The organism is Mesorhizobium sp. P3_A9, from assembly GCF_056402975.1.
This window is the reverse complement of the sequence record NZ_JBFUGJ010000135.1, coordinates 1-15,057: the sequence shown is the minus strand read 5'-3', so window position 1 is coordinate 15,057 and position 15,057 is coordinate 1. Positions and strand designations below refer to the sequence as shown.

Below are 15,057 nucleotides of genomic sequence, written 5' to 3'. Positions count from 1 at the left end.
GGATAAGGCCTCAAAAGCCGACCGCCGCCGCGATGCGGCAGCGCGCCGCGCCGCCTTCGAGCCGCTGGCCAAGGAAATCCGCGCCACCGAAGCGCTGATGGACCGTATCCGCAAGCGTATCGACGGCATCGAGGATGAACTGGCCAATCCGGCGATCTACGAAAAGGATCCCTCGACGGCGACACGCCTGGCCAAGGAACGCTCGCAGCTTGCCCAGACGCTGGCCGGCCACGAAGAAAAATGGCTGACCATGTCGGCCGAATATGAGGAAGGCACGGCGGAGTAGAGCCAATCTCCCCCCTCGTGGGGGAGATGCCCGGCAGGGCAGAGGGGGGCGCTGTCCCGCCAACCTGTCAGTCTTTTTGCAATCGCCTACCGCCGGCTTCGGGCACGAATAGATAGGTCGCGATCCTTCGCGCCCCCCTCTGTCCTGCCGGACATCTCCCCCACAAGTGGGGAGATTGGCTAATCATCTGGCCCTACACGCGCCCTTTGAAACCCGCTAGACATGCCCCCCATGAACCAGCACGCCAAGCTCCGCATCGGCCATTCGGCCTGTCCGCATGATTGCCCGTCGACCTGCGCGCTCGAGGTCGAGTTGCTCGACGGCAATCGCATCGGCCGCGTCCATGGCGCCAAGTCCAACAGCTATACGTCAGGTGTCGTCTGCGCCAAGGTTGCGCGCTATGCCGACCGTGTCCACCACCCCGACCGGCTGCTGAAGCCATTGATCCGCGCCGGCGCCAAGGGCGATGGCATCTGGAAGGAATCCAGCTGGGAGGCCGCACTCGACCTCGTCGCCGAAAAGTTCATCGCCGCCGAGGCAAAATACGGCTCGGAGACGGTCTGGCCCTATTTCTATGCCGGCACGATGGGGCTGGTTCAGCGCGACGGCATCCACCGGCTGCGTCATGCGAAAAAGTATTCAGGCTTCTTCGGCTCGATCTGCACCAACCTCGCCTGGACCGGCTGGATGATGGGGGCCGGCGCCTTGCGCGGGCCCGACCCGCGCGAGATGGCGAAGTCCGACTGCGTGGTGATCTGGGGCACCAATGCCGTGGTCACACAGGTCAATGTGATGACCCACGCCATCAAGGCGCGCAAGGAACGCGGCGCAAAAATCGTCGTCATCGATGTCTATGAAAACGCGACGATGAAGCAGGCCGACATGGGCCTGGTTCTGATGCCCGGCACCGATGGCGCGCTGGCTTGCGCGGTGATGCATGTGCTGTTCAGGGAAGGCCTGGCCGACCGCGCCTATCTCGAGAAATACACCGACGATCCGAAGGGTCTGGAAGAGCATCTGCGCACGCGCACGCCGGAGTGGGCGGCCGAGATCACAGGTCTGTCGGTCGCCGAGGTCGAAGCCTTCGCCCGCCTCGTCGGTACGACCAAGAAAACCTATTTCCGCCTCGGCTATGGCTTCGCCCGCCAGCGCAACGGCGCCGTCAACATGCATGCCGCCTCCTGCATCGCCGCAGTCACCGGCAGCTGGCAGTATGAGGGCGGCGGCGCCTTCCATTCGAATTCCGGCATCTTCAAGCTCAACCAGGATGTGCTGGAAGGCTCAAGGATGCGCGATCCCTCGATCCGCTATCTCGACCATTCGCGCATCGGTCCGGTGCTGACGGGTGCTGCAGATGCGCTTTACGGCGGACCGCCGGTGACGGCGATGCTGATCCAGAACACCAACCCGGTGAACGTTGCGCCCGAGCAGCGGCTGGTGAAGCAGGGTTTTCTGCGCGACGACCTGTTCACGTGCGTGCATGAGCAGTTCATGACCGACACCGCCAAGCTTGCCGATGTCGTGTTGCCGGCGACGATGTTCCTCGAGCACGACGACGTCTACAAGGGCGGCGGCAACCAGCACATCACGCTCGGCCCCAAGCTGATCGAGCCGCCGGAGGGGCCGCGCACCAACCATTTCGTCATCGAGCAGCTGGCCGAGCGTCTCGGCGTCGCCGACCGCCCCGGCTTTGGCCTCACCGAGCAGCAGCATATCGACATCATTCTCGGCAAGCGCGGGCTGGGTAGCTTCGACAGCTTGAAAGAGCAAAAATGGCTCGATCTGCAGCCGGATTTCGAGACCGCGCATTTCATCAAGGGGTTTGGCCATGCGGATGGAAAATTCCGCTTTCGTGCCGACTGGACCGGCCAGGCGGCTCCCAACCGGCCGCCGAAGAGCATGGGCCTGTTCGGACCGGTGGAACAACTGCCCGAGTTTCCCGACCATATCGATCTGATCGAAGTGGCCGACGAGGCGCACCCGTTCCGGCTGACGACCTCGCCGGCGCGCAATTTCCTCAACTCGACCTTTGCCGAGACGCCGGTGTCGAAGGAAAAGGAAGGCAGGCCGGTGCTGCTCCTGCACCCCGACGATGCGGCGGACCTCGGCCTCGCCGATGGTGACCGTGTCGAGGTCGGCAACCAGCGCGGCGACCTGGTGCTGCACGCGAAATTCTTCGGCGGCATCAAGCGCGGCGTGGTGATCGCCGAAGGCATCTGGCCAAACGGCGCGCATGAGCGCGGCGAGGGCATCAACGTGCTGACCGGCGCCGACGCGCCCGCGCCCTATGGCGGTGCCGCCTTCCACGACAATAAGGTCTGGCTGCGCAAGGCGGACGAGCTGGCGGCTTAGCCGGCCGCCGATCTCTCCTGGCGCTGCACCTGGCCCAAGCAGCTGTCGTCGCAACGGCCAACTCGCGCGGCTATAGAGGGCGTTCTCAGCATCGGGGAGGATGTCGATGGCAGGCGCGATTTCGCTTCTGGGAATACCGCATGACGAGAACTCGTCCTATCTAAGCGGCGCGGCCGAAGCACCGGCCCTGATCCGGCGGGAGCTGCATTCCGATGCCTACAGTTCGTGGAGTGAGACCGGCTTCGATCTGACCGGCCGTTTCGTCGACCATGGCGACATCGACTTTGCGGGTGGCGGCGACCCCTGGGAACGGATCGAAAGCGAGGTCGGACGCGCGCTGGATGCCGGCCATCCGCTGATCAGCCTGGGCGGCGACCATGCAATCTCCTGGCCGGTGCTGCGCGCGGTGCACCGACGTCACCCCGACCTGACGATCGTTCATATCGATGCGCACCCCGACATCTACCATTCCTATGGCGACAACCCGCGTTCGCATACATCACCCTTCGCGCGCATCATGGAGGATCGGCTCGCCGTCCGGCTGATCCAGATCGGGCTGCGCACCGTCAACGACCACCACCGCGACCAGTTCAAGCGTTTCGGCGTCGAGGTGGTGGAGGCGGCGCGCTTCAGCGAAGGCCTGCGGCTCGACCTCAAGACACCGGTCTATATCTCGATGGATATCGACGGGCTCGACCCCGCCTTTGCGCCCGGCGTTTCGCACCGCGAGCCGGGCGGGCTGTCGACCCGGCAGGTCATCAATCTCATTCAAGGCATCGACCAGCCGATCGTCGCCGCCGACATCGTCGAATACAATCCGCGCCAGGATCTCTCAAACATGACGGCGCTTGTCGCCGCCAAGCTGACCAAGGAGATCGCCGGCATGATGCTGAAGACTGCACTGGGATAAGGCAGCCCGCGGATCACACCGGCAGGATTTCGGAAGCCTTTTTCCTGTTCACCCGGTGCCGGATGTCGTCGGCGATCGCCTGGGACTCAATGCCAATTTCGCGCAGCAATCCGGTGACTGCGTTGTGGAAACCGATGAGGTAGAGGCCGAGATCCGACGCTTGGGGGGTAACGCCGCTGCGGTCCGGCTGGATGCCGGGCTCGAGAAATCTGGCATAGCCTGGCCGGTAGCCGGTGGCGAAGATGATCGCGTCGAATTCGCCGTGTTTGCCGTCGGTAAAGCGCGCACCGCGTTGCGAGATCTCGGCGATATCGGGCGCGACCTTGATCGCGCCTTCGCGAATCTTGCCGATGGTGCCCACGTCGATCACCGGAATGCGCGATGCAATCGCAATCTGTTCCAGCAATCCATGTCCCGGCCGTTTGAGCCCATATTTTTCCAGCCTGCCCAGCACCAGGTCGAGGATGACGGGGAAAAGAGCATCGTTGAGGCGCTGCGGCCCCAGGCGCGTCGCCATGCCGACCATCTGGATGGGAACGCCGAACAGTTCGCGTGGCACGATGTGAACGCCGCCGCGCACGGAAATCGTCGGCTGTGCGCCGTTTTCTGCCAGATCGAGCGCAATCTCGGCGCCGGTATTGCCCATGCCGATGACCAGCACCGACTGACCGGTGAAAGGCGTGGCATTGCGATAATCGGCGCTGTGCAATGTCTTGCCGGTGAAGGTGTCTATGCCGGCAAATCCGGGCCGCAGGGGCTCGGCATTGTAGCCTGACGCAATCACCACATGTTTGGTGCGCAACGGGTCGGATGTGGCGTCGATGAGCCAGCCGCGACCCTCCCGGGTGATCGCTTTCACCGTTTCCCCAAACCGCGGCTTGAGGTCGAAGCGTTGCGCATAGGCATCGAGATAGTCGACAAAGAGATCGCGCGGCACATAACGCGGATAGTGCTTGGGAAAGGGCACGAAGGGCAGCGACGAGTAGCGCTTGGTCGTGTGCAAGTGGACGCGCTCGTAGTGGCGCCGCCAGGCAGGCGCGGCCTGCTGCTCTTTTTCGATGATGACGAAGTCGATGCCGGCCTGCCGCAGGCATGCGGCAACGGCCAGGCCCGCCGGCCCGGCACCAATGATCGCTACTGTCGTGGTGTCGTCCAAGCGCGCCTCCCAACCCAATTCGCTTCCGGAGAATGTCAAAAGCATGGCAACTCGAGCCAGCCGGCTGGCAAGGCTCAATCCGGCAACGGCACCGTCAGCCCGACCTTGACGCGGTCCATGGCGACGAAGGTGCGGAATTTCCGGACATTGTTGCTGTCGAAGAACAGTTTTCGCGTCAGCGCCTCATAGGCGCCCATATCCGTCACGGTGAGAACGAGGATGAAGTCGGCTTCGCCGGTGACGTAGTAGCATTGCTGCACTTCAGGCGTTTCCGAGAATTGCCGCTTGGCCGCGTCGATGAGCTCGGTGCGCTCGCTCTCCAGTTCCACCTCGACGAAGATGGTGATCGGCTGGCCGACCGCCGCGGGCTCGATGATGGCGACATTGCTTGCGATGACGCCGGTCTGCTTCATGCGCTTGATGCGGCGCTGCACCGCCGGCGCCGACAGGTTCACCGCTTCGCCGATCAGGCGCTGCGGCGTCGTGTTGTCCCGCTGCAGGATAGCAAGGATGGCGAGATCGAAACTGTCGAGTGAAGGTGGCGATGGAGGCAATGGAGATATCCCGGCGAAACAAACTTGCATTTCGGAGGTTCAATTACAGCGCACTTTGCGTCCCCGCTGCAATATGGTCTCGCGGACTGCCAAGGAGACGCCAGTGTTCCTGCCAAATCGCAATGCTCTGCACGGTAAGCCGCTTGATACGGCCGACGCTGAAATCCTTGGAATTGCCGGAGCCGACACAGTCGAGCGCTTCCTCGCCCATCGTGACAATCATCGTGAGACCCCGCTGCATGCGCTGCCGGCGCTGGCGGGCGAACTCGGCGTCGGTGCGTTGCATGTCAAGGATGAGGGCTTTCGTCTCGGTATTGGCAGCTTCAAGGCTCTGGGCGGCGCTTATGCTGTCTTTCGCCTGGTGCTGGAGGAGGCAGGCAAGCGGCTTGGCCGCCCTGTCGATGTCGAGGATCTCAACCGGGCCGATGTTCGCGCGGTCGCCGCAAGGATGACTTTTGCCTGCGCCACCGACGGCAATCACGGCCGCTCGGTCGCGCAAGGCGCCGAGCTTGCCGGCGCCAGGGCCGTGATCTTTGTCCATGCCGGCGTCAGCGACGAGCGCATCGCCGCGATCGGCCGCTACGGGGCGGAGATGGTCCGTGTCGATGGCAATTATGACGACTCGGTCAAGCAAGCCGCCAAGGTCGCGGCCGAGAAGGGCTGGACCGTGGTGTCGGATACGTCGTGGCCGGGATACGAGCGCATTCCCGGCCTGGTGATGCAGGGCTATACGGCGATCGTGCGCGAAGCGCTGCGCCAGCTCCGGGAACCGCCGACCCACGTCTTCGTTCAGGCAGGCGTCGGCGGCATTGCCGCCGCAGTGGCCGGCCATCTCGCCATCGTGCTCGGCGACGCCAGGCCAAATTTCATTGTCGTAGAACCGGCCCGCGCGGCCTGCGTTGTCGCGGCTGCCCGGGCAGGGCATGTGGTCAAGGTCGCGCACGACCAGCCGACGGTGATGGCCATGCTTGAATGCTACGAAGCTTCACAGGTCGCCTGGCGGGTGCTGGCGCGCGTCGCCGACGCCTTCATGACCGTGGACGAGGACGACGCCATCGCGGTGATGCGACGGCTGGCCCGGCCGGCCGGCAGCGATCCGGTGATCGTCGCTGGCGAGAGCGGCGGCGTCGGCCTTGCCGGACTGATCCGGGCGATGGGCGAGAACAAGGCCGATCTTGGCCTCGACGGCAAATCCCGCGTGCTGGTGATCAATACCGAAGGTGCCACCGACCCGCATCGCTATGCCGAACTGGTCGGCATGAGTTCGGCCGATGTGCTGGCCGGCAAGCTCGCAGCCGAGGCGACACCATGATCGCGATCGATGCAAAGCGCCTGCTTGGCCGCATCCGTGAACTCGGTGCCGTTGGCCGCGACGATGAGGGCAGGCTGACCCGGTTGGCCGCTTCCGACACCGACAAGCAGGGCCGCGACCTCTTCGTCGGCTGGCTGCGGCAGGCCGGGCTCGATGTCGCCATCGACCGCATTGGCAATATTTTCGGCATCTGGCAGAGCGCCGACAATGCAGGCGAGGCGCCGCTGCTCATCGGCTCGCATATCGACACGGTCATCGACGCCGGCATCTATGATGGCTGCTACGGCGTGCTTGCCGGGCTGGAGGTGATCGAGACGCTGAAGGCCTCGGGGCTCTCGCCGTCGCGTCCGCTCGCCGTCGCCGCCTTCACCAATGAGGAGGGCGTGCGCTTTTCTCCCGACATGATGGGATCGCTGGTCCATGCCGGCGGCGTCGATGTCAAAGCAGCACTTGCCGCAGTCGGGACCGATGGCAGCATGCTCGGACAGGAACTCGCCCGCATCGGCTATGCCGGCGACCGCGAACCGGGTTTTCTCAAGCCGCACATCTATGTCGAATTGCATATCGAACAGGGGCCGGTCCTGGAGCGCGAAGGCATTCCGATCGGCGCGGTGGAAACCCTGCAAGGGATTTCCTGGCAGCGCCTCACTCTCGATGGCGTCGCCAACCATGCCGGCACCACACCGATGTCGATGCGCTGCGACGCCGGATACGCCGCGGCACGCGTGGTCACCTTCCTGCACGACCTTGCGGCGGCCTCCAATGCGCCAACCGTTGCCACTGTCGGCACGATGCGCTTGGAGCCGAACGCCATCAACGTCATTCCCTCACGCGCCGTCTTCACCGTCGATCTGCGTGATCCCGACGAGCAGCGCTTGCAGGCGCAGGAGGCGGCGCTGGCTGCCTTTCTGCAACTGCTCGCCGCCGAGGGCATCACCGTGACGGTCGAAAGGCTGGCCCGCTTCGAGCCCGTTATTTTCGACGGTCGAGTCGTCGAACTGATCGAGGCCGCGTCGAGGAGGCGCGGGCTCGTCTCGCGGCGCATGACCTCGGGCGCCGGCCATGACGCGCAGATGATCGCCCGCATCGCGCCGGCGGCAATGATCTTCGTGCCGAGCGCCGGAGGCATCAGCCACAGTCCGCATGAGCACACCGAAGATGCCGAGCTTGTTGCTGGCGCCAACATCCTGCTTGATGTGATCACCGAACTTGCGGAGGGGCGAAGGAATGGCTGAACTCGATCCCGAAACGCTGAAGCGCGAGATGACCAATTGGCGGCGTGATTTGCATGCGCATCCCGAATTCGGCTTCGAGGAGAGGCGAACCGCTGCCTTCGTCGCCGCCAAGCTGCGCGAATTCGGCTTGGACGATGTCGCTGAGGGTGTCGGTGGCACCGGTGTCGTCGGCACGCTGAAGCGCGGGACCGGCAACCGCGCCATTGCGCTGCGGGCCGACATGGATGCGCTGCGCATAGCAGAGCAGTCGACCGCGCCCTATCGCTCCGGCAATCCCGGCGTCATGCATGCCTGCGGCCATGACGGCCACACAGCCATGCTGCTCGGCGCGGCAAAGCGGCTGGCCGGCGAGGGTGGTTTCGACGGCACCGTGCGCTTCATCTTCCAGCCGGCCGAGGAGTGGGGCAAGGGCGCACTGGCCATGCTCGACGATGGCCTGATGCAGCGCTTCCCTTTCGACGAGGTTTTTGGCCTGCATAACATGCCCGGCCTTCCCGTCGGCCATTTCGAAACCCGCGCCGGTCCTGTCATGTCGGCCGAGGACAACTTCGAGATTGTGCTCAGGGGGCTCGGCGGCCACGCGGCGCGGCCGCATTCGGCCAACGAAACGCTGGTAGCCGCCTGCGCGCTGGTCACCAATCTGCAGACCATCGTCTCGCGCCGGCTGAGCCCGGCCGACATAACGGTGGTTTCGGTGACCGAACTGATCACCGACGGTACCCGCAACGCGCTGCCCGGTCTTGCCCGCATCCTCGGCGACGCGCGCAGTTTCCGGCCGGAAGTCAGCGCCGAGATCGAACGCCAGATGCGCGTCATCACCGAAGGCACAGCTGCCGCCTACAATGTCACCGCCGAGGTGAACTACACCCGAGAATTCGTGCCGCTGCGCAACGATGCCGAACTGGTTGACGCGGCCTTCGCCGCTGCCAAAAACGTCTTCGAGCCCGGCAATATCGCGGTCGCCCGCGAGCCGATGACAGCGTCGGAGGATTTCGCCCGCTTCCTCGACCACGTGCCGGGCTGCTTCGTCTTCCTTGGCAATGGTGAGGCCTCGGCGCCGCTGCACAATTCCAGCTACGACTTCAACGATGACGGGTTGTTGTTCGGCACGAATTTCCATGTCGCCATCGCCAGGCAAAGACTGGGCAACGCGACCGGCAGATGATCCGTGATTTGATTGGCTGTTCGAACCGGCATTGTACATTTTTATCAAACGACGATCTTCAATGACGCGACGGAAAGACTCAGCTAACCTCCGCTACGCGGCGGACCTCTTATCCGCTTGGCCGGCGCCTTCTCCTCCCAAGCGGCGCCGGCCTTCTTCGTTGCGGCGCTAGAGCAATTCCAGGAAAAGTGTGAACGGTTTTCCGTCCGGAATTGCGTCAAAGAAAAGCTGCTAAATTAGTGCTCATTAAATTTGGAATATTCGCACTTGCCGGACGTTAAAATTCTTCTGGCATGGAAGCCGCAGGTCTTTGAGGTATTTGCGGGAAGCCGGATGCGCGGGCGAGGCTGGATAAAGGCGTTGCGTCAGGACGAGGCGCGGCAGGTGCGTGCGCGCATCGCTGAACTCGAAAGAAACCTCACGGCGGCGTCACCGTCCCGGGGCCGTCAGCAGCGACATGAAGCAGGGCACGAATTGCGCAATGCCAAGTTCCGCCTCGATCGCCTTGAGGAGTGCATCGCGTCAATGCCTGAGGCTCCGACCGTCACCTGACTGCATCGACCATATTCACTTGCCGACAGTCCCTGCGTTCATGGCAGGATTGCTGGCGTGAGAACTTTGTTCGGCAAGGGGCGCCTTTGTCGGTGGCAGTTTGTTGTCGCAGGCCGAGACAGTCAAAGCCACCAGAACGAGGACTAATCCTAGTTTTTTCATCGCTACCGCCTCCAATCTCACAATGAACCTCCAATCTCAAAACGGGGCCATGTTGGTTTGGTTGCGAACGGGAACAAAACGCCGCGCCTGCGGTTGATCTCTATTAGAGGAGACCGCAGCATGATCCGTTTGCTTCTGGCCGGCACCTTTGCCTTTCTCACCTACCGCCTCGCGCGCAGGATGATCGATGACGTGCCCGGCGACATCGATCCCCTTCTGTTGCCCACATCGAGAAGCGACCGCGACGCTCTGCGCCGACAATCGGCGGCCATGGGTGTCGATGACAGGCGCTAATTCGTCGTGCCGCTTCTATGTTGCGAACAAAGCGGAAACGATGCTTGATGGGCGATGAACCTCGCCGCCCATGATTCGACCTTTGTGGAATCGACTGCCCAGCCTGCCTATCTCGCCCGGCTGAACGATGCCCAGCGCCAGGCCGTCGAACATGGCGACGGCAAGATCGCAGGTCCGTTGCTGGTCATTGCCGGCGCCGGCTCGGGCAAGACCAACACGCTGGCGCATCGCGTCGCTCATCTCATCGTCAAGGGCGCCGACCCGCGCCGCATCCTGCTGATGACCTTCTCGCGGCGCGCCGCCTCCGAAATGGCCAAGCGCGTCGAACGCATCGCCGGCGAAGTGCTCGGCCGCGACGCCGCGGTCATCACCGATGCGCTGACCTGGGCCGGCACCTTTCACGGCATCGGTGCACGGCTGTTGCGCGACTATGCGCTGGAGATCGGCATCGATCCGGCCTTCACCATCCATGATCGCGAGGATTCCGCCGATCTGATGAATCTGGTGCGCCACGAACTCGGCTTCTCCAAGACGGAGGCGCGCTTTCCGACCAAGGGCACCTGCCTTGCCATCTACTCGCGCGCCGTCAACGCTCAGGCGCCGCTCGGTGAGGTGCTGGGCTCTGCCTTCCCCTGGTGCGCCGGCTGGGCCGATCAGCTGAAGCTGCTGTTTGCCGGTTATGTCGAAGCCAAGCAGGCGCAGAATGTGCTCGATTACGACGATTTGCTGCTCTACTGGGCGCAGATGGCGGCCGAGCCGGAAATCGCGGCGCATCTCGGCGGGCGTTTCGATCACGTGCTGGTCGACGAATACCAGGACACCAACCGGCTGCAGGCTTCGATCCTGATGGCACTTAAGCCCGACGGTGCCGGGCTGACGGTGGTCGGCGACGATGCGCAGTCGATCTATTCTTTCCGCGCCGCCGAGGTGCGCAACATCCTCGATTTTCCAAAGCAATTCGCACAGGCCGCCGATGTGGTCATGCTGGAGCGCAACTACCGCTCGACCGAGACCATTCTGGCCGCCGCCAATGCGGTCATCGGCGAGGCCTCGGAGCGTTTTACGAAAAATCTTTGGTCGGAGCGCAAATCAACCGACAAGCCAAGGCTGGTCAGCGTGCGCGACGAGGTCGAGCAGGCCAACTTCGTCTGCGATACGATCCTTGCCGAGCGCGAGGCCGGCACGGCGCTGAAATCGCAGGCGGTGCTGTTTCGCGCCTCGCACCACAGCGGACCGCTCGAAATCGAACTGACGCGTCGCAACATTCCCTTCGTCAAGTTCGGTGGCCTGAAATTCCTCGACGCCGCGCATGTCAAGGATGTGCTGGCGGTCCTGCGTTTCGCTGAAAACCCGCGCGACCGTGTCGCCGGTTTTCGCGTCCTGCAGTTGATGCCGGGCATCGGCCCTTCGGCTGCCGCGCAGATCGTCGAGACGATGACGACGGCGCTAGACGAGGCGATGGGCCTTGCCGGCTGGCGCCCGCCGCAACGCGCGGCGGATGACTGGCCGGCCTTTGTCTCGCTTTATTCCGGCCTGCGGGCCGGCGCCAAATGGCCGGCCGATCTCGAGCAGGTCAGGCTGTGGTACGAGCCGCATCTGGAGCGCATCCATGAGGATGTCATCACACGCCGCGCCGACCTGTTGCAGCTCGAGCAGATCGGGTCGGGCTATGCGTCGCGCGAACGCTTCCTGACCGAACTGACACTCGATCCGCCGGACGCGACCAGCGACCAGGCCGGACCGCCGCACCGCGACGAGGATTATTTGATCCTGTCGACCATCCACTCGGCCAAGGGCCAGGAGTGGAAGAATGTCTTTGTGCTCAACACGGTCGATGGCTGCATTCCGGCCGATCTCGGCGTCGGCACCAAGGAGGATATCGAGGAGGAGCGCCGGCTGCTCTACGTGGCGATGACGCGGGCCAAGGACAATCTCAACCTGGTCATGCCGCAGCGCTTCTTTCCGCACGGCCAGGCGGCGCGCGGCGACCGCCATCTCTATGCCTCGCGCACCCGCTTCATTCCGGCCTCGATCCTTGCTGCGTTCCAGCAGGTGTCATGGCCGAGCGCGCAAGAAGCACAGGGCAGGGCGCCCCGGCCGGAAGTGCGCGTCGACATCGGCGCGCGCATGCGCGGCATGTGGAAATAATTGACGTCATGGCGCAACCGCCGATCAGGATCGCCATCGCCGGCGCGCTCGGCCGCATGGGTCGCCGGATGACGGAGGCCGTTCAGGCCGATCCGCGGCTGGCGCTCGTCGCCCGCTTCCATCGACCAGGCAATGTCGGCGACGGGCTGGTGAGCCGCGACGAAGCGCTTGCCATGGCCGATGTCGTCATCGATTTCACCACACCTGCTGCATCGGCTGACCTGGCAAGGTTTTGTGCAAACCGCAGCAGCCCCGCTTTGGTGATTGGCTCGACCGGTTTCGATGCCGCCGAACTGGCGACCATAGTAGATGCCGCGAAAACGATTCCCATTGTCCGCTCCGGCAGCTTTTCGCTTGGGCTGAACATGCTGGTCGGGCTGGTCGAGCAGGCGGCGAGAGCACTCGATGCCGACGACTGGGATGCCGAGATTTTCGAGGCGCATCATCGCCACAAGATCGATGCGCCATCCGGCACCGCGCTGATGCTGGGCCATGCCGTTGCCGGTGGGCGCGGCGTCGCACTGGACACGGTAGCCAAGCGCGTCCGCGACGGCGTCACCGGCGCGCGTCCCGCCGGCGAGATCGGCTTTGCGGTGATGCGTGGCGGTAGCATCGTCGGAGAGCACAGCGTCAGCTTCTGTGCCGAAGGCGAGATAGTCACCCTGTCGCATGCTGCCGGCGACCGCATCATGTTCGCCCGTGGCGCCATTGCCGCCGTACTTTGGGTGTCGGGACGACCGCCCGGCGAATACGATATGCGCGACGTTCTCGGTTTTGCAGCCTCGTGACCGGATTCCACGGCCGCTAGAACGACTGAAAGCCAGCTGAAAGCTTGGGCATGCAATGACGGCATTGCGGCGTTCGTCGTGTGACCGGTTCGGGAGCGGCCGGTAAGGAGGAATGCGGCGTAGCCGGGAAGGCGTGCCGCCAGGTGGAGGAAGTTAAGTGACCGGTTTCATCTCGAAACGCATTTTGCGTTCAGCAGCCTTGACGCTTGCCCTTGTTGCCACGGGCACGGCATCGGCGGCCGACAAGATCACCATCATCGTCGGCGGCATGGAAAAGCAGATTTACCTGCCGGCCGTGCTCACCCAGCAGCTCGGCTACTTCAAGGATGAGGGGCTCGACGTCGAGCTCGTCAATTCCCGTGCCGGTGTCGAGGCCGAGAACGAATTGCTGGCCGGTGCCGTGCAGGGCGTCGTCGGCTTCTACGACCACACCGTCGACCTGCAATCCAAGGGTAAATACATCCAGTCGATCGTCCAGTTCAGCCAGGCACCTGGCGAGGTCGAGCTGGTCTCCGCCAAGCACCCCGAGATCAAGTCGCCGGCCGATTTCAAGGGCGCCACGCTTGGTGTCACCGGTCTCGGTTCCTCGACCGATTTCCTCACCCAGTACCTTGCCGTACGCAACGGCCTGAAGCCGGGCGACTACACGCTGCTGCCGGTCGGCGCCGGCAACACCTTCATCGCCGCCGTCAAGCAGGACCAGATCCAGGCCGGCATGACCACCGAGCCGACCATCGCGCAGCTGCTCAAGACCGGCGAGGCCAGCGTGCTGGTCGACATGCGCACGCCCGAAAAGACCAAGGAAGCGCTGGGCGGTGACTATCCGGCCGCCTCTTTCTACGTCCAGTCGTCCTGGCTCGAAGGCCACAAGGATGAGGCGCAAAAGCTCGCCAATGCCTTCGTCAAGACGATGAAGTTCATCGCCACGCATTCGGCCGAGGAAATCGCCGACAAGATGCCGAAGGACTATTACGCCGGCAACAAGGACCTCTACGTACAGGGCCTGGCCGGCGGCAAGGCGATGTTCACGCCCGATGGCCGGATGCCGGCCGATGGCCCGCAGACGGTGCTGAAAGTGCTCTCGACATTCTCGAAGAGCCTGCAGGGCAAGCAGATCGACCTGTCGAAGACCTTCACCACGGAATTCGTCGACGCCGCCAAGTAGCGTCGGCTGGCGGGTGCGGATTTCCGCTCCGTTCGTTGAAGAACAACAACTTGCGCCGCTCGGCTGAATCAGTTCGGCAGCGGCGCCTTTGCGGATGCCGATGATGGGAGGCCTGCTGGCCGACCGGTGGCATCTCCGCGCCAACACCTCAGGAGTGTGCCATGCAAGTGCAAACCATGGCGGCCAAAAAGCTGTCTCAGGCCGCACCACCAGCCGATGCCGCGATTGCCATCGACGATGTGACGCTGCGCTTCGTCACGCCGGACGGCCACATGATGACGGCCATACGGGATTTCACCATGACCGTGGCGCGCGGCGAGTTCGCTTGCGTCGTCGGGCCGACCGGCTGCGGCAAGTCGACGACGCTCAATCTGGTCACCGGCCTACTGCGACCGACGACCGGCAATGTCCGCGTCATGGGCAATCCGGTCACCGACATCAGCCGCGACATCGGCTTCGTCTTCCAGGCCGATGCGCTGTTCCCGTGGCGCAGCGTCCTCGACAATGTCGCCGCCGGTCCGCTCTATCGTGGCACACCGAAGGCGCAAGCCTATGAGCGGGCGCGCGACTGGATCACCCGCGTCGGCCTCGGCCGCTTCGAAAAGCATTATCCGCACCAGCTTTCGGGCGGCATGCGCAAGCGCGTCGCGCTGGCGCAGACCTTCATCAACCAGCCCAAAATCCTGTTGATGGACGAGCCGTTCAGCGCGCTCGACATGCAGACGCGCACCGCCATGCAGGACGAGTTGCTGGATCTCTGGTCGGAACAGAAATCCTCCGTCGTCTTCGTCACCCACGACCTCGAGGAAGCGGTGGCGCTTGCCGACAAGGTCTATGTGCTGACCGCCGGGCCGGGCACGGTGAAGAGCGTCTATCGCATCGACCTGCCGCGCCCGCGTGTCATGGCCGACATCCGCTACGACCCGAAATTCATCGAGATCGCCAAAGTGATCTGGAGCGATCTGCGCGAGGAAGTGC

General features: G+C 63.8%; 13 protein-coding genes and 1 pseudogene. 12 read left to right on the top strand and 2 right to left on the bottom strand.

Annotated features, from left to right (window positions below):
- From AC1DX0_RS18870 to speB, 3 genes and pseudogenes are all read left to right on the top strand, one after another.
- Positions 1 to 286, top strand: a pseudogene (locus AC1DX0_RS18870) (ABC transporter ATP-binding protein); the annotation flags it as partial.
- A gap of 231 nt (positions 287 to 517) precedes the next feature.
- Positions 518 to 2,638: a molybdopterin-containing oxidoreductase family protein gene (locus AC1DX0_RS18865; RefSeq protein WP_477219332.1), complete on the top strand. Its 2,121-nt coding sequence runs from the start codon at positions 518 to 520 to the stop codon at positions 2,636 to 2,638.
- A gap of 106 nt (positions 2,639 to 2,744) precedes the next feature.
- Complete coding sequence (gene speB / locus AC1DX0_RS18860) at positions 2,745 to 3,548, top strand: agmatinase (RefSeq protein WP_477219331.1); 804 nt, start codon at positions 2,745 to 2,747, stop codon at positions 3,546 to 3,548.
- Between the two features lie 13 nt (positions 3,549 to 3,561).
- Here the strand turns inward: speB and AC1DX0_RS18855 are convergent, their stop codons facing one another.
- Both AC1DX0_RS18855 and AC1DX0_RS18850 read right to left on the bottom strand, forming a co-directional pair.
- Positions 3,562 to 4,749, bottom strand: a complete 1,188-nt coding sequence (locus tag AC1DX0_RS18855; RefSeq protein ID WP_477219330.1) for a flavin-containing monooxygenase — start codon at positions 4,747 to 4,749, stop codon at positions 3,562 to 3,564.
- A 29-nt stretch (positions 4,750 to 4,778) separates the two neighbouring features.
- On the bottom strand, positions 4,779 to 5,258 hold the full coding sequence (locus tag AC1DX0_RS18850; protein WP_477219329.1) for an Lrp/AsnC family transcriptional regulator: 480 nt from the start codon (positions 5,256 to 5,258) through the stop codon (positions 4,779 to 4,781).
- 103 nt (positions 5,259 to 5,361) lie between these two features.
- Between AC1DX0_RS18850 and AC1DX0_RS18845 the strand changes: the two genes are divergently transcribed.
- From AC1DX0_RS18845 to AC1DX0_RS18805, 9 genes are all read left to right on the top strand, one after another.
- The gene (locus AC1DX0_RS18845; protein ID WP_477219328.1) at positions 5,362 to 6,570 is read left to right on the top strand and encodes a diaminopropionate ammonia-lyase; all 1,209 of its coding nucleotides are present in this window, start codon (positions 5,362 to 5,364) and stop codon (positions 6,568 to 6,570) included.
- Positions 6,567 to 7,805 (top strand): allantoate amidohydrolase, encoded by a 1,239-nt coding sequence (locus AC1DX0_RS18840; RefSeq protein WP_477219327.1) that lies wholly within the window; start codon positions 6,567 to 6,569, stop codon positions 7,803 to 7,805. Before AC1DX0_RS18845 ends, AC1DX0_RS18840 begins: the two co-directional genes overlap by 4 nt.
- Complete coding sequence (locus AC1DX0_RS18835) at positions 7,798 to 8,970, top strand: M20 aminoacylase family protein (protein ID WP_477219326.1); 1,173 nt, start codon at positions 7,798 to 7,800, stop codon at positions 8,968 to 8,970. The genes AC1DX0_RS18840 and AC1DX0_RS18835 overlap by 8 nt, the downstream gene beginning before the upstream one ends.
- Positions 8,971 to 9,237: 267 nt before the next feature.
- Positions 9,238 to 9,522 carry a hypothetical protein gene (locus AC1DX0_RS18830; RefSeq protein ID WP_477219325.1) on the top strand — a complete coding sequence of 95 codons (285 nt, stop codon included), beginning with the start codon at positions 9,238 to 9,240 and terminating at the stop codon, positions 9,520 to 9,522.
- 282 nt (positions 9,523 to 9,804) lie between these two features.
- On the top strand, positions 9,805 to 9,978 hold the full coding sequence (locus AC1DX0_RS18825) for a hypothetical protein (RefSeq protein ID WP_477219324.1): 174 nt from the start codon (positions 9,805 to 9,807) through the stop codon (positions 9,976 to 9,978).
- 54 nt (positions 9,979 to 10,032) lie between these two features.
- A complete protein-coding gene (locus AC1DX0_RS18820; protein ID WP_477219323.1) occupies positions 10,033 to 12,126 on the top strand; it encodes an ATP-dependent helicase in 2,094 nt (697 codons plus the stop codon).
- A gap of 8 nt (positions 12,127 to 12,134) precedes the next feature.
- On the top strand, positions 12,135 to 12,914 hold the full coding sequence (gene dapB, locus AC1DX0_RS18815; protein ID WP_477219322.1) for a 4-hydroxy-tetrahydrodipicolinate reductase: 780 nt from the start codon (positions 12,135 to 12,137) through the stop codon (positions 12,912 to 12,914).
- 157 nt (positions 12,915 to 13,071) lie between these two features.
- Entirely contained in the window at positions 13,072 to 14,079 is a 1,008-nt protein-coding gene (locus tag AC1DX0_RS18810) for an ABC transporter substrate-binding protein (RefSeq protein WP_477219321.1), read from the top strand.
- 161 nt (positions 14,080 to 14,240) lie between these two features.
- Positions 14,241 to 15,057: ABC transporter ATP-binding protein (locus AC1DX0_RS18805; RefSeq protein WP_477356402.1), on the top strand; the 817-nt coding region annotated here is incomplete at its 3' end.

Coding starts and splice junctions, on each gene's coding strand:
- AC1DX0_RS18825 (WP_477219324.1), top strand. CDS start 9,805: ATGATCCGTTTGCTTCTGGCCGGCACCTTTGCCTTTCTCACCTACCGC.
- AC1DX0_RS18865 (WP_477219332.1), top strand. CDS start 518: ATGAACCAGCACGCCAAGCTCCGCATCGGCCATTCGGCCTGTCCGCAT.
- AC1DX0_RS18855 (WP_477219330.1), bottom strand. CDS start 4,749: ATGCTTTTGACATTCTCCGGAAGCGAATTGGGTTGGGAGGCGCGCTTG.
- dapB (WP_477219322.1), top strand. CDS start 12,135: ATGGCGCAACCGCCGATCAGGATCGCCATCGCCGGCGCGCTCGGCCGC.
- AC1DX0_RS18820 (WP_477219323.1), top strand. CDS start 10,033: ATGAACCTCGCCGCCCATGATTCGACCTTTGTGGAATCGACTGCCCAG.
- AC1DX0_RS18840 (WP_477219327.1), top strand. CDS start 6,567: ATGATCGCGATCGATGCAAAGCGCCTGCTTGGCCGCATCCGTGAACTC.
- AC1DX0_RS18835 (WP_477219326.1), top strand. CDS start 7,798: ATGGCTGAACTCGATCCCGAAACGCTGAAGCGCGAGATGACCAATTGG.
- speB (WP_477219331.1), top strand. CDS start 2,745: ATGGCAGGCGCGATTTCGCTTCTGGGAATACCGCATGACGAGAACTCG.